The organism is Telluria sp. AZSoR62 (assembly GCF_058111565.1).
Map to the genome: position 1 here is coordinate 391816 of NZ_JBYTST010000001.1, position 21151 is coordinate 412966.

The 21151-nt window shown below is 65.7% G+C and carries 20 protein-coding genes; 4 read left to right on the plus strand and 16 right to left on the minus strand.

Annotated features, from left to right (window positions below; translation table 11 throughout):
• Positions 1-65: 65 nt before the first annotated feature.
• From dnaG to ybiB, 9 genes are all read right to left on the minus strand, one after another.
• On the minus strand, positions 66-1862 hold the full coding sequence (dnaG, locus tag AC3XQU_RS01700) for a DNA primase (protein WP_489872396.1): 1797 nt from the start codon (positions 1860-1862) through the stop codon (positions 66-68).
• 280 nt (positions 1863-2142) lie between these two features.
• The gene (locus AC3XQU_RS01705) at positions 2143-2592 is read right to left on the minus strand and encodes a GatB/YqeY domain-containing protein (RefSeq protein WP_489872397.1); all 450 of its coding nucleotides are present in this window, start codon (positions 2590-2592) and stop codon (positions 2143-2145) included.
• Positions 2593-2727: 135 nt separating this feature from the next.
• Positions 2728-2940, minus strand: coding sequence for a 30S ribosomal protein S21 (rpsU, locus tag AC3XQU_RS01710; protein ID WP_005665410.1), 213 nt, complete (start codon positions 2938-2940; stop codon positions 2728-2730).
• 107 nt (positions 2941-3047) lie between these two features.
• Positions 3048-4268, minus strand: coding sequence for a BaiN/RdsA family NAD(P)/FAD-dependent oxidoreductase (locus tag AC3XQU_RS01715; protein ID WP_489872398.1), 1221 nt, complete (start codon positions 4266-4268; stop codon positions 3048-3050).
• A 91-nt stretch (positions 4269-4359) separates the two neighbouring features.
• Positions 4360-6942, minus strand: coding sequence for an MSCRAMM family protein (locus AC3XQU_RS01720; protein WP_489872399.1), 2583 nt, complete (start codon positions 6940-6942; stop codon positions 4360-4362).
• Positions 6943-7083: 141 nt separating this feature from the next.
• A complete protein-coding gene (locus AC3XQU_RS01725) occupies positions 7084-7938 on the minus strand; it encodes a fimbrial biogenesis chaperone (RefSeq protein WP_489872400.1) in 855 nt (284 codons plus the stop codon).
• A 9-nt stretch (positions 7939-7947) separates the two neighbouring features.
• The gene (locus tag AC3XQU_RS01730) at positions 7948-8442 is read right to left on the minus strand and encodes a DUF4402 domain-containing protein (RefSeq protein WP_489872401.1); all 495 of its coding nucleotides are present in this window, start codon (positions 8440-8442) and stop codon (positions 7948-7950) included.
• Positions 8443-8482: 40 nt separating this feature from the next.
• The gene (locus AC3XQU_RS01735; protein WP_489872402.1) at positions 8483-9016 is read right to left on the minus strand and encodes a DUF4402 domain-containing protein; all 534 of its coding nucleotides are present in this window, start codon (positions 9014-9016) and stop codon (positions 8483-8485) included.
• A 465-nt stretch (positions 9017-9481) separates the two neighbouring features.
• Positions 9482-10441: a DNA-binding protein YbiB gene (gene ybiB / locus AC3XQU_RS01740; RefSeq protein WP_489872403.1), complete on the minus strand. Its 960-nt coding sequence runs from the start codon at positions 10439-10441 to the stop codon at positions 9482-9484.
• A 120-nt stretch (positions 10442-10561) separates the two neighbouring features.
• Between ybiB and AC3XQU_RS01745 the strand changes: the two genes are divergently transcribed.
• From AC3XQU_RS01745 to AC3XQU_RS01755, 3 genes are all read left to right on the plus strand, one after another.
• Positions 10562-11623 carry a 3-deoxy-7-phosphoheptulonate synthase gene (locus AC3XQU_RS01745; protein ID WP_489872404.1) on the plus strand — a complete coding sequence of 354 codons (1062 nt, stop codon included), beginning with the start codon at positions 10562-10564 and terminating at the stop codon, positions 11621-11623.
• Positions 11624-11661: 38 nt separating this feature from the next.
• Positions 11662-12702 carry a tRNA (adenosine(37)-N6)-threonylcarbamoyltransferase complex transferase subunit TsaD gene (gene tsaD, locus AC3XQU_RS01750; protein WP_489872405.1) on the plus strand — a complete coding sequence of 347 codons (1041 nt, stop codon included), beginning with the start codon at positions 11662-11664 and terminating at the stop codon, positions 12700-12702.
• Positions 12703-12835: 133 nt separating this feature from the next.
• The gene (locus AC3XQU_RS01755; protein WP_489872406.1) at positions 12836-13681 is read left to right on the plus strand and encodes an endonuclease/exonuclease/phosphatase family protein; all 846 of its coding nucleotides are present in this window, start codon (positions 12836-12838) and stop codon (positions 13679-13681) included.
• Positions 13682-13684: 3 nt separating this feature from the next.
• Here the strand turns inward: AC3XQU_RS01755 and AC3XQU_RS01760 are convergent, their stop codons facing one another.
• The 3 genes from AC3XQU_RS01760 to AC3XQU_RS01770 all read right to left on the minus strand — a co-directional run bounded on the left by AC3XQU_RS01760 (position 13685) and on the right by AC3XQU_RS01770 (position 15669).
• Positions 13685-14362 (minus strand): DsbA family oxidoreductase, encoded by a 678-nt coding sequence (locus AC3XQU_RS01760; RefSeq protein ID WP_489872407.1) that lies wholly within the window; start codon positions 14360-14362, stop codon positions 13685-13687.
• 94 nt (positions 14363-14456) lie between these two features.
• The gene (gene plsY, locus AC3XQU_RS01765) at positions 14457-15077 is read right to left on the minus strand and encodes a glycerol-3-phosphate 1-O-acyltransferase PlsY (protein WP_489872408.1); all 621 of its coding nucleotides are present in this window, start codon (positions 15075-15077) and stop codon (positions 14457-14459) included.
• 100 nt (positions 15078-15177) lie between these two features.
• Complete coding sequence (locus AC3XQU_RS01770; protein ID WP_489872727.1) at positions 15178-15669, minus strand: aminoacyl-tRNA deacylase; 492 nt, start codon at positions 15667-15669, stop codon at positions 15178-15180.
• A 38-nt stretch (positions 15670-15707) separates the two neighbouring features.
• Between AC3XQU_RS01770 and AC3XQU_RS01775 the strand changes: the two genes are divergently transcribed.
• Entirely contained in the window at positions 15708-16682 is a 975-nt protein-coding gene (locus AC3XQU_RS01775) for an endonuclease/exonuclease/phosphatase family protein (RefSeq protein ID WP_489872409.1), read from the plus strand.
• Positions 16683-16774: 92 nt separating this feature from the next.
• Here AC3XQU_RS01775 and AC3XQU_RS01780 read toward each other — a convergent pair whose 3' ends face one another.
• The 4 genes from AC3XQU_RS01780 to AC3XQU_RS01795 all read right to left on the minus strand — a co-directional run bounded on the left by AC3XQU_RS01780 (position 16775) and on the right by AC3XQU_RS01795 (position 20969).
• Positions 16775-19021: a putative bifunctional diguanylate cyclase/phosphodiesterase gene (locus AC3XQU_RS01780; protein WP_489872410.1), complete on the minus strand. Its 2247-nt coding sequence runs from the start codon at positions 19019-19021 to the stop codon at positions 16775-16777.
• 259 nt (positions 19022-19280) lie between these two features.
• Positions 19281-19484, minus strand: coding sequence for a hypothetical protein (locus AC3XQU_RS01785; protein ID WP_489872411.1), 204 nt, complete (start codon positions 19482-19484; stop codon positions 19281-19283).
• Positions 19485-19566: 82 nt separating this feature from the next.
• Complete coding sequence (gene xerD, locus AC3XQU_RS01790) at positions 19567-20472, minus strand: site-specific tyrosine recombinase XerD (RefSeq protein ID WP_489872412.1); 906 nt, start codon at positions 20470-20472, stop codon at positions 19567-19569.
• The gene (locus AC3XQU_RS01795) at positions 20445-20969 is read right to left on the minus strand and encodes a methylated-DNA--[protein]-cysteine S-methyltransferase (RefSeq protein WP_489872413.1); all 525 of its coding nucleotides are present in this window, start codon (positions 20967-20969) and stop codon (positions 20445-20447) included. Before AC3XQU_RS01795 ends, xerD begins: the two co-directional genes overlap by 28 nt.
• Between the last annotated feature and the right edge of the window lie 182 nt (positions 20970-21151).

Consider the following 21151-nt stretch of genomic DNA (forward strand, 5'->3'; position numbering starts at 1 on the left):
TTATAGCACGCACCCCTGTTTTTTCCAGTCGTGAAGACTGCCCCCCGGCACTATGTGGCGGAGGCTTAGCGAGGGGCTCTTTCCGCGATGGCCTCGCGCTCCAAAGCGTCCAGCTCAGCCGTGATTTCACGATAGCGAGCGCTCACCTGATCTGGGGTCAGGCCGGCGGAAAACAACTGGTTCAACTCCTGTTTCAACGAGTCGGTCTTGATCTGGCGCAGAGCACTCCATAACCAGATGCGGTCCGCCTCGACCTCGGATTCGGGCTCGGCCGCGATCTCCGCGATCAGGCTGTCGTATTCCCCCGTCACCTCTTTCAACTGTTGCGACAGGGCAGCAAAATTGCCATGCTCCCCCAGTGCCTGGGCCATGCCGACCAGGTAGCGCAGGCTGTCGGCCGACTCTTGCCCGAAAAAGTCGAAGGTCTGCTGCACGGCGTCGTCCAGGGCCAGGGCCAAGTGCGGGTGCGAGACCAGGATGCGCAGCATCTGCAGCTCGAGCCCGACCGGCTTGGGGCGGCCCTGGCGCGGCGGCGCCTTGCGCAGCACCGATACCGGCTTGGACAATTCAAACAACGCTTCGATCTCCGCCGGGGTTGACTCCGTCAGGCTGGCCAGCCCGCGCACGATTTGCAGGCGCAGCGCCGTCGGCGTCATCGACTGCAGCAGCGGCTTGGCCTCGAACTGGGCGTGGGCGCGGCCTTCGGGCGTGCCCAGGTCGTGCTCGGCGGTGATTTCGCGCAGCAGGAATTGCGACAGCGGCATCGCTTCGTGGATTTCCTGGTCAAACGCGTCGGCGCCGCGCTCGCGCACGAAGCTGTCCGGATCGTGCTCCTGCGGCAGGAACAGGAACTTGATGGTCTTGTTGTCGGTCACCTGCGGCAGGCAGGCTTCCAGCGCGCGGCGGGCGGCGCGGCGGCCGGCCTTGTCGCCATCAAAAGAGAACACCACCATGTCGGTCTGGCGCAGCAGCTTTTGCACGTGGGTGCTGGTGCAGGCGGTGCCGAGGGTGGCGACGGCTTGCGGGAAGCCCAGCTGGGCCAGCGCGACCACGTCCATGTAGCCTTCGGTCACCAGCACATAGCCGGCGTCGCGGATGCTTTGCCTGGCTTCGAACAGGCCGTACAGCTCCAGGCCTTTCTGGAACAGCGGGGTTTCCGGCGAGTTCAGGTATTTCGGTTCGCCACTGTCGAGCACGCGTCCGCCGAACCCGATCACCTGCCCTTTCGTGTTGCGGATCGGGAACATGATGCGTTCGCGGAAGCGGTCGTAGCGCTTCTTGTTGTTGCCGTCCTCGTCGACCTTGTCGATCACCAGGCCCGATTCCACCAGCGCCAGCGCGTCGTAGTCGGGGAAGACCGAGCGCAGGTTGTCCCAGCCGGAAGGGGCGTAGCCCATGCCGAAGCGGGCCGCGATTTCGCCGGTCAGGCCGCGGTTTTTCAGGTAGGCGATGGCGTTCGGCGCTTCGCGCAGCTGGGCGCGGTAATAGGTGCAGGCCTGGGTCAGCGCGTCGGTCATGGCCATCGACTGGGCCTGCTGGGCGGCGCGCTGCTGCGGCGGGATCTTGTCGTCGGCCTCGGGTACAACCATGCCCACGCCCTGGGCCAGGTCCTTGACGGCATCCACAAAACCCATGCCGGAATATTCGATCAGGAAGCCGATCGAGGTGCCGTGGGCGCCACAGCCGAAGCAGTGATAGAACTGCTTGGTCGGGCTGACCGTGAAGCTGGGAGATTTCTCGTTGTGGAAGGGGCACAGCCCCATGTAGTTGGCGCCGCCCTTTTTCAGCTGGACGTAACGGCCCACGATATCGACGATATCGACACGGTTGAGCAAATCGGTAATGAAGGATTGCGGAATCACTAGAGGTACTCAGTGTTTGTCTAAGCTCAGATCAGACTATACCGCAGCGCTGACTGCAAATTGATTTATGACAAGGCAATTGCCACGATGGGGGTAGCGTGTGGTGTGGATGCAGCGGGCCAAAAATCAGCTTGTGTGGCGACCCTCGAGCTGGTTGAACGCGTGGGCAGAATCTGCCCACCCTGCGGATGTAACGCTGCTCGCAGGGTGGGCAATTCGTAATTCAGGCCACTGGCCTGGCTTACCTTGCCCACGCGTTCAACAGACACTTCGAAACCGATCAGCCGCCCGTCAACGCCTTCTTCACCAGCCCCGACACCACCGTCATGTCCGCGCGCCCGGCCAGCTTCGGCTTGAGCACGCCCATCACCTTGCCCATGTCCTGGGGACCGGCGGCGCCGGTGCCAGCCACGGCGGCGCCGACTTCAGCGGCAATCTCTTCGTCCGACAGGCCAGCCGGCATGTAGGCCGACAGGATGGTCAGTTCGGCCTTCTCGATGTCGGCCAGGTCGGCGCGGCCGCCGGCTTCGAACTGCGAGATCGAATCCTTGCGCTGCTTGATCATCTTTTCGATGATGGCCAGCACCTGGGTGTCGTCCAGCTCGATCTGCTCGTCCACTTCCTTGCGCTTGATGTCCGCGAGCATGAGGCGGATGGTGTTCAGGCGGCCGCTTTCCTTGGCGCGCATTGCCGCCTTCATGTCCTCGGTCAGTTGTGCTTTCAGGCTCATGGATTCTCCGTCTGGGATAGGTAGTAACGATGGGTATGAACGACAAAACCCGCCGCGGTAACAACCGGAGCGGGCTTGCGGACGCTCAGCGACTCACCGGGACAGCGGTCACCGGGTGGAGTCGGCAGTGCCGTCTTAGTACAGTTTCTTAGGCAGTTGCTGGCTGCGGATGCGCTTGTAGTGACGCTTCACGGCAGCTGCCAGCTTGCGCTTGCGCTCTGCGGTTGGCTTTTCGTAGAACTCGCGTGCGCGCAGTTCGGTCAGCAGACCGGTTTTTTCGATAGTGCGCTTGAAGCGACGCATTGCGACTTCGAACGGCTCGTTTTCTTTAAGGCGGATAGTGGTCATGTAAAAATGAAACCGTTGGATTTATGAAGAACGAAAGTTTAGCATTATTTGTGGATCAGTGGAAGGTTTTATCAAACTGTTCCGCAATTGCTACATGAGACCGGCGCCTAGACGCTGCTGCCGGCGACGAAGCCCGAAGCCCAGGCCCACTGGAAGTTGTAGCCGCCCAGCCAGCCGGTCACGTCCACGCTCTCGCCAATGAAATACAGGCCCGGAACCTTGTTGGCCATCATGGTCTGCTGTGACAGTTCACGCGTGTCCACGCCGCCCAGGGTCACCTCGGCCTTCTTGTAGCCTTCCGAGCCGGTCGGGACGATTTCCCAGCGGTTGATGGCGTCGCCCAGCTTGCGCAGCTTGGCGTCGGGCATGTCGGCCAGGCGCGCATCGGCCGCGAAACCGTTGGCCGCCAGCAGGCCCTCGGCCAGGCGCGCCGGCAGCCAGCCAGCCAGCACGTTGCCGAGCTGCTTCTTCACGGTGGTCTTGGCGGCGATCAGTTCCTCGGCCACGTCGATGTCGGGCAGCAGGTTCAGCACGATCGGCGTGCCCGGCTGCCAGTAGCTCGAAATCTGCAGGATCGCCGGGCCGGACAGGCCGCGGTGGGTGAACAGCAGATCTTCGCGGAAATGGCCGCCGGCCTTGGCCTTGCCGCCCTTCCCTTTGCCTTGGGCACCCGTGCTCACTTCGACTTCCAGCGCGATCCCGGCCAGGGGCACGAAGGCTTCCCAGCTCGGGCCGTCGAAGGTCAAGGGCACCAGCCCGGGGCGCGGCTCGATGATGCCCAGGCCGAACTGGGTGGCGATGCGGTAGCCGAAATCGGTGGCGCCGATCTTCGGGATCGACAGGCCGCCAGTGGCGATCACGACGCTGTCGCATGCGATGTCGCCGCCTTCCGCCGTGATATGGAACCCCTCAGCCGACTTCTCGATGCTGCCGACCTTGCACGGCATGCGCCAGCTCACCTCGCCCGCGTCGCATTCGCTGCGCAGCATGGCGATGATGTGCTCGGACGACTCGGTACAGAACAGCTGGCCCTTGTGCTTCTCGTGGTGCGGAATGCGGTATTTCTTGACCAGGTCGAGGAAATCCTGGGCCGTGTAGCGCGACAGGGCGCTGCGGCAGAAATGCGGGTTCTCTGACAGGAAATTGGCCGGACCTGCGTTGATATTAGTGAAATTGCAACGCCCGCCGCCGGAGATGCGGATCTTTTCGGCCAGCTTCGTGGCATGGTCGAGCAGCACCACGCGCTTGCCGCGCCGGGCAGCGACCGCCGCGCACATCATGCCGGCCGCGCCCGCGCCGATTACCGCCACATCATATTGTTCTGCCATGCTTGCCGTGTCCTTGCTGGCGCGGAAATCGCCAAACCGGCCATTGTAAACGTTTGCGGCGGCGAAGCGAAGGCAGGGCTGGCAGTCGAGGCTAGGATTCGTCGCGCGAGCGCACGTCCAGGTCGCGGCCGTTGAGCACGGTGCCATCCTTCCCGATCGTGATCATGTGCATGCCGGTGTCCGTCAGCCCCAGGCGCTTGAGCTGCTCGGGCGACACCCGCAGGAAATAGTCGCCGGGGAAGATGCCGCTGATGACGAAATAGCCGTCGGCCGCGCTGCTGATGGCGGCCACCACCTTGCGCGAAGCATCCACCACTTCGAGCCGCAGGTCGCCGATGGCGCGGCGGGCGCCGTTCGCGTACAGATAGGTCGTGCCGTCGACCTCCCCCGTCATGCCGACGGCAAACTCGACCTCGGTCACCTTGCCGGGACGCGGGACGACGCGCACGCCCGGTACCCGCGGCTGCCATTGCGGATCGTCGAGCGTGTTCGGATCCAGGCTGATGTCGGTATTCTGGTGGGTGGGCAGGCGCGACAGGTAGGCAAGGCCGCCGGCGTCGGTGCGCGCGGCGTAGTTGGCGCCGTTGACGGTGAAGCCGGCGTTGGCAATGGCTTCGTCGCTGCCGTCCATGACGCCGTTGAGGTCCTTGTCGAGGAAGACGCGGATCGAAGCCGCGCCCATGTTGGCCATCGGCTGGGCCTCGAACATGAGGCGGCGGCTGCGTGGTTCCAGCCCCATCGCCATGAAGAATTGCAGGCCGAGCCCGTACTCGCGGCGGCTGGAGTAATAGCCGTTGATGCCGAGCCCATAGCTGCCCAGGCTCTTGTTCAGGGCGCCGGTGGCGCGCAGCTCGTGGGTCTGGAACATGCGCGCCAGGCCCAGGTTCAGCAGGTAGCCGTCGTTCAGGTAATAGTCGGCCGACACCGCGGCGCTGCCCAGCGCGGTCTCGGGCGAGAGCGTGTACTGCAACTGCCCGCTCAGGCCGATGCCGGCCACCCGGCGGCTGACCTGGAACAGGCCGTCGGACAGCTCATGGCTGCCGATCTTTTGCCAGCGCAGCGTATTGGTCAGCGCCACGCCGTCGCGGTAGGCCGAGATCCGCCCCTGCACGTCGACGTTGCGCTGGCCGGATGCCAGGCGGTCGTGGCGCACCTGCAGCGCCAGCGGGAAGAACCCGGTGGTCCCGAGCGCGACGACGCCTTCGGCGCGCACTTCGTCGCGGGTGCGCACGGGGTCGGCGCTCTGGTTGAAGAAGTCGCTGCTGAACTTGTTCAACTGCGCATGGGTGGCCGAGACGGCGACATTGCCCAGCCGGGTCTTGACGCCGACCTGGGCCAGGGTGCCGCCGTCGTCGGACCGGGCCGCATCCGCAGTGGCGATAAAACTGTTCCAGTAGCCGCGCAGGCCCAGGTTGGCATAGCTGCGCGCGCTGCCGTCGAACAGCGGCACGCGCTGCCAGCCGCCCAGGGCATTGAAGCGTTCGCTGATGCCCCACTCGAATTGCGCCAGCGCGCGGTTGCGCCCGAAGCTGTCGTGGTGCGCGCCCACGTCGTAATAGAGCGCGCCGCGCGGCACCGCCGACTGCTCCAGCAGGAAGCTCTGGCGCTCCACGCGCAGCTGCCCCAGCGGGCCGTGGAATACCAGCCGGAACTCGTTGGGGCCGTAGGCCAGCGGCATGTCTTCGAAACTGTATTTCCCGTCGGGGCGCGATTGCTGGAAGCCGACCAGGGCCTCGTTGTAGAACAGCTCGACGTCCCAGCCCGGCGGCAGCGCGCCCTGCAGCGTGTGGCGGTCGAAACTGGTGGGCTGGTTCAGCGGCCGGTTGCTCACCAGCACGCCGTCGCCGGTCGCGCTGCTGGGCGAGATGTTGGGCACGCCGGGCAGCGGCACGCTGCCGAACAGCGCGGTGCGTGCATGCAGTGGCCCGAGCAGGCCGGCGTCCGGGTCGTTGCGCCCCAGGGTCAGGCGCAGGCCGGCGGACGGGTCTTGCCGGTTGCGGCTGGCATACAGGGCCGCTTCCATGCCCAGCAGGTCGGTCGTCAGGTAGGCCGTGTAGGCCGCTTCGGTCTGGCGCCGCCCGCCATTGATCTTGCTGCTGGAGAGCCCGATGGTCTGGTCGATGAAGGGAACGTCGGCCAGCCGGTAAGGCGTGGCCAGGCGCGGATAGCCCGGGTCGGCATAGCCGCCCGGCGAGCCCGGCAGGCTGCCATGCTTGCGCCGCTCCAGCCTGGCCTGCAAGGGCAATTGCTCGCGCGGACGCACCTTCAGGGCCAGGCTCGGCATGTCCAGCTCGAGGTCGACCGGCAGCCAGCGTTGCAGCAGGCTGCCGGCCACGTAGATTTCGTCGGGCTGCAGCTTGAACTGCGAGCGGTCGAGTGCTTCGCGGCGCCCGGCGATCTCGATGACGCGGCCGGGCACGTCCAGGCTGAAGCCGCGGTTTTCGGTGAGGATGAAGCCGCTGGCGCGGCCCTCGCCGGGCGTGACCCGGATCGCCAGGGTCAGCAGGCGCGACAGTTCGCCCAGCGGCAGGAAGACCTCGCGCCCGATCTCGTAGCCGGTCACGGCGTCGGACAGCAGCTGGTTGCCAAGCCGCACTTCAAGCAGGACGAGGTTGGCCTCGGATTGCTGGGATGGCGCCGCCACTGCCGCCGGCGCCAGCGCCGGCAGCAACATCAATCCTGCAACAAGAAAACCCGTTCGAAAACCCTGCATGGTGCCTGGATGCGCGCGTACCGCGTTGGCGGCTTGCTCAAAAAAATAACCGAGGAGCTCTTGTGCGCTGAGGCGGAATCAAGAGAAACGAATGAACAGGCTTCACGGCACATTCAGCCGGGCCTGGGCCAGCAGCTTGCCGCCGGCTTCCGGACGGTCGCTGTAGCTCACGTCGATGCTGCCGCCGGCCAGCGCTACCCCGGCCGGCACCTCCAGCGGCACGGCGGCCTGGCGCACGCGGTTGGGCGTGTAGACAGCGATGCCGCCCACCTGGGCCAGGCTCACCGGCTTGCCGCCGCGTGGCGTGAAGCTTACGTTCAGGTCGCCGTAGAGCGAACTGCTGCCTTCGCGCTCCAGGCGCAGGACCAGCACCGGGCGCCTGGCGGCATCCTTCTGCAGGGCCAGCCCGGCCAGGCCGGCGCTGGCGGCGACGTTCCCATGGCGCACGATCACCGGCACCGAGGCGCCGACCATGGCGTTGATCGTCACGCCGATCTGGCTTGGCGCATTGCGGTTCTCGATGCTGGCATTGCCGTCGACCTCGGGAAGCCGGTCGAACAGCAGGTGCGAGCGGTATTCGCCCTCGAGCAGGTCGGCAGGTTTGCGCAGCATGACGCGCACCGTCTGCGCCGTGCCCGGCTGCAGGGTGACCTGGCGCGGCGAATAGCGCAGCATGGCGTCGGCGAAACGCTCGCCGTCGATGGCGGTGTCGGCCGCCTCGAACTGGCCGGCTTCGGTCATGCGGCGGTTCACCAGCGAAATCCGGTAGCTGGCGGGCTTGCTGCCGTTGTTGATCAGTTCGATCTGGGCCGCACGCGTGTTCTTGTCGAAGACCAGGCGGGTCGGGTGCAGCATCAGCTCGGCATGCGCAGGCAGGCACGGCGCCAGCACCAGGCCGGCAAGGACAAGGGACATCGTCCGGCGCAGGCGGGCGAGATGTGCGGATGCGAAAAACATGGGGTAGTCCTACTGAAAATTGACTGTGATAGGAAACGAACCGGTGTAATTGCCGGGTGGCTGGTTGGGCGCGACGCTGAGGGTGGCGCCGACCGCCAGGGTCGTGCCGCCATTGGGCACCGATACCAGGGTTGCCGGATTGCTGACGAAGGCATTGAGCGCCATGCTGTTGGCCCCGCTGCTGAGCCGAACGCTGCCGTTGGCAGGCAGGGAAATGATGACGCCCTTGCCGCCGCCGCCATTGCTGGACTTGCCGACATTGAAGCTTGCCTGTCCGGCCGAAGGAGAATTGAGCAGGACCACGCCCCCGGTGCGGGAACGCACGCCCGTCGGGCTGAGGACGACGGTGCCGCCGGTGGCGGCGACGAAACGCCCGAAATCCATGCCGCGCGCCGTGCTGAGCACGATTTGCTGGGCCTGGACTTCGCGCTGGCACGACAGGCCGAGCGCCGCCAGCACGACAGTGCCGGCGGCCAGGAATGCGGGGTAGCGACGTACCTGCATGATGCTGGATCGGTGAGGCCGCGCCGCTGCCCTGCCGCCGTCAGTTGTACTCGACGGTGGCGGTGATGGTGCCGGCGTAGTTGCCTGGCGCCTGGTTGATGCCGACGCTCAGGACGCCGCCGACATAGATGGTCTGGGCGCCGGCGGTCAGGGCGCCGCTGGTGACGGTGCCGGTGGTGATGGCGCTGGCGGTCAGGTCGGTGACCGGGGTGAAGGCCATCGAGTTGCCGCCCGAGGTCAGTGCGGTGCCGATGACGTTGATCGAATAGGTCGAGGTACCCTGGCCGGTCACGTTGAACTGGGCGGCGGTGCTGCCTGCGCCCATGGCGGTCACGCCGCCGGTCACGCCGCGCGAATTGTTCGGGCTGACGGTTACGGTGCCGGCGGTGCCGCTGGCGGCGAAGCTGCCGAAGGCCAGGTCGGCCGCCTGGGTGATGTTGATCGGGGTGACCACGGTGCTGGTCGATGCTGCCGTGGTGCTGGCGGCATGGGCGCTGCCGGCGGCAACGGCCACTGCCAGCGCCAGCGCGGCCAGGGGCAGATGGGTCGAGGTGAAACGGGCGTGCTTGGTCATTCTGGTCTTCCTTCAATGTGATGGAGCGGCATTTCTACGCCGGACTGTTCTGACGAACCTTTACAGCGTTGCTATGCAAGAAACATTAAACGTTGCTGTTCGGTATCGTTTTGCTATGTTGCAAGAAAATAATAACGGCTTTCTGCGCTAAATCACGGTTTCTGGAAGTTTACGGCGAATAATATATTGTCAAATTCATCAATAATTGTTAATCGAATAGGTGTCTATACAAGTGCAGGCCTGCGGATACCTAAAAATTGGCCGCATATAAGCTCAGTTCATGGAAGATTCCCTACAGTTTGTAGGTTTTATGTGTCGCGGAAAAACATGGACCCTATACGCATAAACATATGTTTTTGCAACACAAATGTTGTTGCGATCCAACGTTAACGGGTCAGTCAATGGACAACAGGCCGTCTTTGGACACGGCCTGTTGTCGAAACTAACAGGCCGCTGTCCGCAGCCTCAGCGGCGTAGTGCGCGCGCAACCTGCAGGCATTGCGCCAGCTGGGCCATGATCGGGCGCGGCACCGGCACCTCGCCGCGCAGGGCGGCGGCGATCCAGGCGGCGGTGGTGGCGGCGTCGCGCGCCTCCGGCACCTCGGCCAACTCGTCAGCCGGCGCATCGCGCTCGACCAGCAGGCTGCGCGCTCCCCCGTGGAACCAGTCGATCTGCTGGGCCCGGTGCGGGTTGGCCACCGTTTCGCCCTCGGTGCCGCGCATCAGGAAGGCGTCCCCGCGCTCGGGCGGCGCGGCAGTGGTGAAATAGGCCCCCAGGGTTTCCAGGTATTCCGGATGGGTGTACGACACCAGCCGCAGCGCCGGGCAGGCAAACGGCTGCAGGATCTTGACCAGGGTGTGGGTGGAGTTGCGCACGCCCAGGATGCGTCTCAGCGCCAGCATGTGGGCCAGCTCGGGCGCCAGGCGCTCGATCGGCATGAAGGCTGGGCGCCCGGCCGCCGCCGCGTCGAGGATGTCGCTGGTCGAGCCCGCTTCGGCCAGGCCGAGTTCCGCCAGGATCTCGGCCGTGGTGATGCGCCCCGGATCGCTGCGCACGCCGTGCACCAGGGTCGGAACGCCCTCGCGCGCCAGCAGCAACGCCAGCAGGGGGGTCAGGTTGGCCAGCTTGCGCGCGCCGTTGTAGCTGGGGATCAGCACCGGGGCAAATTCGCCCGGGGGCGCCGGCAGCAGCGCGAACGAGCCTTCGGCCGCATCCATGAAGCCGGCCAGCTCCTCGACCGACTCGCCCTTGATGCGCATGGCCAGCAGGATCGCGCCCAGTTCCAGGTCGGAGACGCGGCGCTCGAGCATGGCCGCATACAAGGCGCGCGCATCCTCGCGCGACATGCTGCGCGCCCCTTTTACGCCGCGGCCGATCTCCTTGATGAAGGGCGCCGCGGCAAATCGTTCAGTGGTCTTGTCCATATGGTGGAGCATACAACGGCCAGGGGTAGCGGTGCGCGGCGGGCGGATTTCTCGCTCACAGTGTGCAAGTGCAGCATTTTCGGTCTACACTGGATATTCCCTCCAGAAATCATACGCACCATGATCAACACGCCCGCCATTGAAAATACCAACGTCAGTTCGTTCGCGCAGATGCCTACGCCGAACGAACTGCACGCCTCGCTGCCCTTGACCGACCGCGCCTTTGCTACCGTGATGGGCGGCCGCGAGACGCTGCGCAATATCCTCGACCGCAAGGACGGGCGGCTGTTCGTGGTGGTCGGTCCCTGCTCGATCCACGATCCGGAAGCGGGCCTGGACTATGCGCGCCGGCTGAAAAGCCTGCAAGCCGAGGTGGCCGACACGATGGTACTGGTCATGCGCGTGTATTTCGAGAAGCCGCGCACCACCACCGGCTGGAAGGGCTATATCAACGATCCCTTCATGGACGACTCCTTCCGCGTCGACGTCGGCATGGAACGCGCGCGCCGCTTCCTGCTCGACGTCTGCGAGCTGGGCCTGCCCACCGCCACCGAAGCGCTGGACCCGATCTCGCCGCAATACCTGGGCGATCTGATCGCCTGGACCGCGATCGGGGCGCGCACCACCGAATCCCAGACCCACCGCGAGATGTCGTCCGGCCTGTCGACCCCGGTCGGCTTCAAGAACGGCACCGATGGCGACGTCAGCATCGCGGTGAACGCGGTGCAGTCCTCGGCCAGCCCGCACGCCTTCCTGGGCATCAATGGCCAGGGCACGGTTTCGATCGTGCGCACCAGCGGCAATGCCTACGGCCACGTGGTGCTGCGCGGCGGCGGCGGCCGTCCGAACTACGATTCGGTGTCGGTGGCGATCGCGGAGCAGGCCCTGGCCAAGGCCAGGCTGCCGGCCAACCTGGTGGTGGATTGTTCGCACGCCAACAGCTACAAGAAGCCGGAGCTGCAGCCGCTGGTCATGTCGGACGTGATCCAGCAGATCAGGCACGGCAACCGCTCGCTGGTGGGCGTGATGATCGAGTCGAACATCGTCAGCGGGGCGCAGGCCATTCCCGAAGACCTGTCGCAGCTCAAATACGGCTGTTCGGTGACCGACGGCTGCATCGGCTGGGAAGAGACCGAAGCGATGCTGCGCAGCGCGCACGCGGAATTGCTGCAGCGCCCGTAAGGTAAAATGGCGGATTCCGCTTCACCTCCATTCTCCCCATGATCGTTCTCGGCGTCGAATCCTCCTGCGATGAAACCGGCCTGGCTCTGTATGACACCGAGCGCGGGCTGCTGTCCCATGCCCTGCACTCGCAGGTCGCCATGCACGAAGAGTATGGCGGCGTGGTGCCGGAACTGGCCTCGCGCGACCATATCCGCCGCGCCCTGCCGCTGCTGGACGAGGTCTTGAAACGCGCCGCTATCCCGATGTCGGCCATCGACGCCATTGCCTATACCCAGGGCCCGGGCCTGGCCGGGGCGCTGCTGGTGGGCTCCTCGGTGGCCTGCAGCCTGGCGCTGGCGCTCGACAAGCCGGTGCTCGGCGTGCACCACCTGGAAGGCCACCTGCTCTCGCCGCTGCTGGCCAGCGAGCGTCCGGACTTCCCTTTCCTGGCCCTGCTGGTGTCGGGCGGCCACACCCAGTTGATGCGCGTCGATGGCGTGGGCCGCTACACCTTGCTGGGCGAGACGCTGGACGATGCCGCCGGCGAAGCCTTCGACAAGTCGGCCAAGCTGCTGGGACTAGGCTATCCGGGCGGGCCGGCCATTTCGCGCCTGGCCGAATTCGGCGACCCCAGCGCCTACACGCTGCCGCGCCCGATGCTGCATTCGAAAGACTTCAATTTCAGCTTCTCGGGCCTGAAGACCGCGGTGCTCACGGTCGTGAAGAACCACGAAGAAAAGGTGGTGGCAAACATCTGCGAGCAGGACAAGGCCAATATCGCGCGCGGCTTCGTCGATGCGATCGTGGACGTGCTCACTGCGAAATGCGTCAACGCGCTGCGCCACACAGGCTTGAACCGCCTGGTGATTGCGGGCGGCGTGGGCGCCAACAAGCAGCTGCGCGAATCCCTCAACGCGGCCGCCGCCCGGCGCCGCTTCAAGGTGTATTACCCCGAACTGGAATTTTGCACCGACAACGGCGCCATGATCGCCTTTGCCGGCGCCCTGCGCCTGGAACGCAACCCGGCGCTGGCCCAGCGCGACTACGCCTTCAACGTGCGCCCGCGCTGGCCGCTGGACGAGCTGGAAGCTGCCTGAAGCAGGCCGCCGCGCAGCACCGGATTGGTGCGCGCGATATTGAACTTGCAAGCCTGACATCGATCCTACGGTGTGACCGCCCCTCGCCAAACGGTGGCAATATCCGACGGTTAAGATTTACGGAGGGTTTGCGATGCGCGTAGTTAGCTGGAACATTCATTGGGGCTGTGGCAAGGACGGGCGGATCCGGATTCATGCGATCATCGACGTCCTGCGGCGGCTGAATCCGGATGTGGTCTGCCTGCAGGAAGTGGCGGCCAACCACCCGGAACTCAATGGCGGCGCAACCGCGAACCAGTTCAAGCAGCTCGGCGGCGCCTTCGGCGGCTACCACATGATGGAACATGCCCCAAGCGAGCTCTACAAGAACAACTCGCCCCGCCTGTTCGGCAACCTGATCCTCTCGAAATACCGCATCTCGCAGGTGCACCGCCACCTGCTGCCCTGGCCGGCCGATCCGGGCAATCCGGCCGGCATGCCGCGCGGCCTGATCGAGACCGTGCTCGACGCGCCCAACGGCAAGCTGCGCCTGATGACGACCCACCTCGAGTACTACTCGCCGCTGCAGCGCATGGCGCAGGTGAACCGCATCCGCGAGCTGCACCTGGAAGCCAGCGCGCGCTCGCGCATCTTCCAGCCCGACCCGAACCTGGACGCGCCTTACCAGCTGGGCTTTCGCCCGGCATCGAGCATCCTGTGCGGCGACTTCAACTTCGCGCCCGATGCCGACGACTACCAGGCCCTGCTGGCGCCCTTCGAGGGCGGCGCCCCGCCCTTCCTCGACGCCTGGCGCATCGCCAACGGCAAGGTCGCGCGTGCGCCGACCACCGGCCTGCACGGCTATCCCTGGCCGGACCGGCCGGAATGCTACGACCATTTCTTCGTCACCGACGACCTGGCGCCGCGCGTGGCGGCCATGGAAGTGCAGTCCGAAACCGCGGCCTCGGACCACCAGCCGATCGTGCTGGACCTGAACTAGGGCCTAGGCCTGCGCCGGAGTTTCCGGCGCCCCTTCGGCCTTGGCGGCGATGTCGCGCAGCGCCTGCTCGAATACTTCCGGCGGCTGGCCGCCCGAGATCAGGTGGCGCTGGTTGATGATCACGGCCGGCACCGACTGGATGCCGGCGCGCTGGAAGAACTGCTCGCGCTCGCGCACTTCGTCGGCGTAGTCGCTTGATTGCAAGATGCGGGCCGCAGTCTCCACATCCATGCCGATGCGTTCGACGGCGCGCAGCAGCGCGTCGTGGTTGCTCGGGTCTTCGCAGTGAGTGAAATAGGCTTCGAACAGCGCCATTTTCAGGTCGCGCTGGCGGCCGGTCGTTTCGGCCCAGGCCAGCAGGCGGTGCGCGTCGAAGGTATTGTAGATGCGGCCGCGCCGCTCCATCTCGAACACGAAGCCGACATCCGAGCCGCGCTGGCGAATCATCTCGCGGCTCTTTGCCTGCTGCTCGGCGGTGGCGCCGTATTTCTCGGTGATGTGCTCGACGATGTCCTGGCCGTCCGGGCCCATGTCCGGATTGAGCTCGAAGGGCTGGAAATGCAGGTCGGCCGCAATCTCGCCATCGACGCGCTCGAGCGCCTGCTCCAGCGATTTAAGACCGATCGCGCACCACGGGCACGAGACGTCCGATACGAAATCGATCCTGAGTTGCTTGGTCATGAAGCCACCTTTCCTGGTTGTTGCGGCACGGGGAGTGCCAGGTGGCGGTATGGTAACGCGATGTGCGCCACAGCGTGGCGCACTTGGTCGGGCGTCAGTTCTTCTTGGCGCCCGCCGACTTGCTGCCGATCTTCGACTCCTTGCCTGCAATCAGGTTGCCGATGTTCTTGCTGTGCCGGTACAGCAGCAGCGCGCTCATCGCCACCACCGCCAACAGGATTTCGTCGGCGCCGAACAGCAGCCCATAGTAGAAGGGCGCGAATACCGAGGCCACCAGCGCGGCCAGCGAGGAATAGCGGAAGGCATAGGCCACGATCAGCCAGGTCGCCAGCGTCGCCAGGCCCAGCCAGACGTTAATGCCGAGCAGCACACCCAGCGCCGTCGCCACGCCCTTGCCGCCGACGAAGCGGAAGAACACCGGCCACAGGTGGCCCAGGAAGACGGCGATGGCCACCAGCGCCACGCCGGCGTCGTCCAGGCCGTATTGCGGGCCGTATTTGATCGCCAGCCACACCGCCAGCCAGCCCTTGAAGCCGTCGCCGATCAGGGTAGCGATGGCGGCCTTCTTGTTACCGCTGCGCAGCACGTTGGTGGCGCCCGGGTTCTTGGAACCGTAGGTGCGCGGATCGGACAGGCCGAATACGCGGCTCATCACGACCGCGAAGGAAATCGAGCCGATCAGGTAGGCGGCAATGGTGGCAATCAGGGTAGTCATCTCGTCTCTTGTCGTTGTTGTCGGTCGGGGACTGCGGTGTCCCGTGGGGCGCACGGAATATACACCATCGGCCGGGCTGCCTGGAAGCCCGCTTGCCGGCTCACTCGGCCAGCGCGCACTGCACCGCGCGTGCGCCCAGCACCGCGGTGAGGACGGCGGGGTCGAGCCCGACCAGGTAGCCGCGGCGCCCGCCGTTGATGTAGATCTTGTCCAGCGCCAGCACCGATTCCTCGACATACACCGGCATGGCCTTGCGGATGCCGAAGGGCGAGGTGCCGCCCACCAGGTAGCCAGAATGGCGCTGCGCCACCTCGGGCCGGCAAGGCTCGACCGACTTGCAGGGAATCGCCCGCGCCAAGTTCTTTGTGGAGACCTTGCAGTCGCCATGCATCAGCACGATCAGCGGCCGCGCCGCTTCGTCCTGCATCACCAGGGTCTTCACCACGTTGTGCTCGGGCACGCCTAATGCACGTGAAGAAACGGCAGTGCCGCCATGTTCTTCGTAGTCGTAGGGATGTTCGGTAAAGACGACGCCTTGCTTGCGCAGGAACTGCGTCGCAGGGGTCTCAGACACGTGCTCTTTCTTGGCCATGCGTGGTACGCTAAAGACGAACATAAGGGGTTTCTATTATGCAGCAAGAAATTCGCTTTGCCACCTTCAATGCTTTCAACCTGGCGCCGCCGGGGGTACGCTGCTACGACAACCTCGAGCCCTGCACCCCCGAGCTCTACGAAGCCAAGCTGGACTGGACGGCACAGCAACTGGACCTGTTGAATGCCGACGTGATCGGCTTCCAGGAAATCTTTTCGCAGGCTTGCCTGCGCGAGGTACTGGCGCGCACCCGCGGCTACCGCGAGGCGGTCCACCTGGGCTTCGACCCGGACCCGGAAGCGCCGCGCCTGACGCCGAGCGTGGCCCTGGTCTCGCGCCTGCCGCTGGCCAGTAGAGGCCGCGCGCTGTCGCTGTTTCCGGAGAGCGTCACCATGCCGCCGGGCAGCCGCGACCCCGACCGCTTCACGCGCGCCCCGCTCCATGCCGAGGTCGAGCTGGCGCCGGGCGTCATCGTCGACGTCGTGGTGGTGCACCTGAAATCGCGCCGGCCCGACTACCGCAGCAGCGATACCGGCGAAGACCCGAACCTGTACGCCCTGGCCTGCCTGCGCTCGCTGATCCGGCGCGGCACCGAGGCCGCCGCCCTGCGCGTGCTGCTCACCGACATGGCGCGCGAGAAGCAGCGCCCGCGCGTGGTGCTGGGCGACTTCAACGACGTGGCCGATTCGGTGACCACCGAGATCGTGCTGGGCGAAGGCTCGCCGCTGGCCGAACGCATGTTCGACGCCGCGCGCCTGCACCGCCACCAGGACGGCCAGCGCAACGTGGGCTTCTCGATCGTGCACGAAAGCCGGCACTCGACCATCGACCATATCCTGGTGTCGCACGAGTTCAATCCCCTGGTGCCGAACGGGATCGGCGAGGTGATCGACGTGGTCTACCTCAACGATCACCTGACCCTGCCGCTGCCGCAGGCGTCGGACCATGGGCAGGTGCTGGCGCGCGTGCTGCTGTATCCGCAGGATGGGCAGTTTCATGGTGGGCTGGATTAGCGGGGTGCCAGCCCGTAGTAGCCGCGCTATCGATAATGCCGCTGGCCCGTAGGGTGGGCGGCGCGATTCGACGCGCGGTGAAACCCGAGCAGTCAACTTGACCGTGTAGTGAAATCCGGCCGGGTGCTGGCCCCCGCCGCATAAAACCCCTGGTACTCGTCGCACCCGTGCTGGCGCAGGAAGCGCAGCTGCTCCTCCGTCTCCACGCCCTCGGCCACCACCTTGAGCCGCAGGCTGCGCGCCACCGCGATGATCGCAGGGATCATGGCCGCGTCGTCCGGGTCGTGCTCGATGTCGTTCACGAAGCTGCGGTCGATCTTCAGCTTGGACAGGGGGAAGCGCCGCAGCGAAGACAGGCTGGCCACGCCGGTGCCGAAGCGGTCCACGGCCAGCTGCACGCCGCGCGCGCGCAGTGCGGCCACGGTGCCGTCCAGGCAGCCGTCGCCCTGCATCAGCGCACCCTCGCCGATTTCCAGGTGCAGGAAGGCCGGGTCCAGGCCGGACTGGTTCAGCGCGGCGTCGACGGACTCGAACAATTCCTCGTGCAGGAACTGGCCGTCGGACAAATTGACCGCCACCGACACGTCATGCCCTTCGTCGCGCCAGCCGCGCACCTGGCGGCAGGCTTCGCGCAGCACCCAGTCGCCGATCGGCACGATCAGGCCGCATTCCTCGGCCACCGGCAGGAATTCGTGCGGCAGCAGCAGGCCGCGCTGCGGGTGGCGCCAGCGGATCAGGGCCTCGACCCCGATCACGCGGCCAGTGCCCACGTCGAGCCCGGGCTGGTATTCGAGCAGGAATTCATCGCGCGCGAGGGCCTGGCGCAGGCGCTGTTCGAGTTCGCCGCGCTCGACCACGCGTGCGTTCATTTCGGGGCTGAAGAAGCGGAAGCTGTTGCGGCCATTTTGCTTGGCATGGTACATGGCGACATCGGCATGGTGCATCAAGGTATCGACGTCCTGGCCATCGGTGGGGCAGACCGCGATGCCGATCGACACCGACAGTCCGAGCTCCTGTCCATCCACTTCGATCGGATGGGAAATCGCGTGCATGACGGTGGAGGCGACATGCGCGGCCTGGTCGGGACCGCCGATATCGGCCAGCAGCACCACGAACTCGTCGCCGCCGAGGCGGCTGATGGTATCGACCCGGCGCACGCAGCCGCGCAGGCGCGCGGCGACCTCGCGCAGCACGGCGTCGCCGACCTGGTGGCCGTTGTTGTCGTTGATGGACTTGAAGCGGTCGAGATCGAGGAAGAGCACGGCGAAGCTGTCGCGCTGGCGGCGCCAGGTGGCCAGCGACTGGTGAATGCGGTCGAGGAACAAGGTGCGGTTCGGCAGGCCGGTAAGCGGATCGTGCTCGGCCTGGTGCCGCACCTGCTCTTCGACCCGCTTGCGCTCGGTGATATCGGACAGCATGGCCATGTAGCTGCTGGCCTGGCCGTGCGGGTCGCGGATGGTGCTCAAGGCCACCCAGGCCGTGTAGCGCTCGCCGCTCTTGCGCACCGCCGGCATGTCGCCCTGCCAGCGGTCGTCACCGTCGAGCTGGGACCAGATGCGTTCGTAGAAGCCGGCTTCGCCATCGCCCCAGGGCAGGCTGGCCAGGGTCGAGCCGACGATGTCGGCTGCATCGAAGCCGGTGATCGCCGTGAAGGCCGCGTTGACCATCTGCACGCGGTACTCGGCATCCATCACGATCATCGCCTCGTGCGCGTTCTGGAACACGCGTGCGGCCTGCACCAGGCTGTCCTCGGCCTGCTTGCGCGCCGTGATGTCGACTTCCATGCAGAACACCTGCTGGGCGGCGCCGTCGCGCTTGACAGGGAAATGGTTCGAATGCAGCCACAGGCGCCGCCCGGCAGCGGTCTGGACCTGCCAGTCGCGCGGTGCCGGTGCGATGCCGTCGCGCCAGATGCCGGCGATGAGTTGGTCGAATTCGGCCTGGCGGTCGAGGTGGGTGACGATGTCGCGAAAAGGCCGGCCCAACGCCTGGCTGGCAGGAATGCCGAGCAGCTGCGCACAGGCATGGTTCCAGAAGCGGACGATGCCGGCGGCATCGACCGAATGCACGGCGACGGCCGGCGCCAGCTCGATCGCGGTGACGAAACGGTAGAGCCAGTCGAGCGCTTCGCGGCCCGGACCGTCGACATCGACGTCGAAGCCGTCTGGCGGCCCGTCCGGAAGCAGCGGCCCGGGAACGTCCGGGCTGCGCAGGTGAACTGCGCCAGCTGGGGCCGGAATGGCGCGGAACGGAGGAAGATGCGCTCCGTCTTCGCGTCCCGGATGAGCGCTACCGGCCTGGCCGTCGCCGGCGGGCCGATCCTGTTTTTGCTCGCTCACGGGAAAGATCCTTTTGCATGCGGAAAAAGCCATAATGTCCATGGCAGCCTCCCCATCTTCCCCGCTCTTTGCGCATGCTGTTTGCGTAGGCGCAAACGCATGGTCATGCCTTCACTTCATCGCGCTTTTCTGCGTTCCAGACCCGCCGGCCGGCGGCCCGTCGCATGGCGATGGAAGCGTGTCGATTGCTTGCTTATATTTCCAGTGTGCGCAAGGAGCTCCATCTTGCCTCCAAGACGGAGCCCGAGCGCGAAACCATTCAGCTGGCGTCGTGCGACACCGGCTCGGCGGATTCCCCTTCGGGGGCATCCGCGGCGCTGTCCGAGCCAGCCTCGGATGCGTCGCCGCCACCGTTCGGCTCGTCACGCTTGGCTTCCTGCTTGCGCCGGGCCTTTTCTTCGGCCTTGCGCTTTTTCTCGAGTTCCCGCTGCCGTTTTTCGTACCCGAAATTTGTCTTTGCCATGTTGTCCTCGTTGCCGTGAATGAAGGTGGTCGTGTAACCGTGCCAGGAGCATTATGGACTAGCCGGCCCATCCCGGCTTAATTTAACCCCTTGGATGATGCTGGGCATGCAGGTGCTTGAGGCGCTCGCGCGCAACATGCGTATAGATCTGTGTGGTCGAAATATCGGCGTGTCCCAGCAGCAGCTGCACTACCCGCAGGTCGGCGCCGTGGTTCAGCAAATGGGTAGCGAACGCATGGCGCAGCGTGTGGGGCGACAGCGGCCCCTTGATCCCGGCCTTGAGGGCGTGCTTCTTGATCAGGATCCAGAACATCTGGCGCGTCATCGGCCCGCCGCGGCCGGTAACGAACAGCGCATCGTCGACCTGGCCATTGAGGATGATACCGCGCCCATCCTTCAGGTAGCGCTCCAGCCAGCTGCGCGCTTCCTCGCCAAAAGGCACCAGGCGCGTCTTGCTGCCCTTCCCCGTCACGCGCAGCACGCCATCGTTCAGGCTGACTTCGACCAGTTTCAGGGCCACCAGTTCCGACACCCGCAGCCCGCTCGCATACATCAGCTCGAGCATCGTGCGCTCGCGCAGGCCCAGCGGCGTGGCCACGTCGGGCGCGGCCAGCAGCGCCTCGACCTGGGACTCGCTCAGGGTATGGACGAAGCGCAGCGGCTGCTTGGCCGAGGCCATCTGCAGGCAGGGATCGATGGACACCTGGTTGCGGCGCAAGGCCAGCCCATAGAAGCGCTTGAGCACCGACAGGCGGCGGTTGGCGGAACTGGGCAGGGTGTCGGCGTGGCGCTCGGCGAAATAGGCGGCGATGTCGTCCGGCTGCACGGCCAGCAGGCTGGCGCGCGCCGGCCGCTTGGCCTCGAGCCAGCCGGCAAACAGCTTCAGGTCGCGCCGGTAGGCGTCGAGCGAATTCCTGGCCAGCCCCTGTTCCAGCCAGAGGGTGTCGCAGAATTCGTCGATCAGTCCCAGATCGATTGCTGCTGCCATGGGGAAGCGGTGGCGCCTTCGTGCCGCAGCAGCCAGCGCTTGACCGACAAATGAAAGCCGTTTTCGTCGTCCTGGTTCGAGAAGCCGCCCAGGCCGCCGGATGCCGTGACGCGGTGGCAGGGAATGATCAGGGGAAACCAGTTGGCGCCGCAAGCCTGGCCCACGGCGCGCGGCGCCGAGCCGATCAGCTTCGCGACCTGGCCATAGGTCTTGACGTTGCCGCGCGGGATGGCGGAAATCTCGCCCCAGACCCGGCGCTGGAAGTCGGTGCCGGCCTCGAACAGCGGCAGCTCGAAGCGAAAGTCGGGGTCAGCCAGGTAATGCGCTACCTGGGCGGCGGCCTGGGCGGCGACCTCGTTGTCGGCGGCTTTTTCTTCGAACGAAGGCTGGAGGTAGACCAGTTCGCGCACGCGGCCGTCCTGGGTGCGGATCCCGATCGCGCCGAACTCCGCCGGTACGATGGCGTTGAACAAGGTGCTTGCCTGGTCTGTTTTCATCTTCGCATCTTAACCGCAGGATTGCGGCGCGGCCACCCCTTTTGCCACGGCAGGCAGGGGCGACAGGCGAAAAAAAAGCGCACCTGAGGTGCGCTCCAATTCGGATCACGTTTCCGGCCGTTTAGCAGTGCTAACGGCTTCTGTAAAACGTGTGTCTCCTCAATTGTCTCCGGCATGCATCA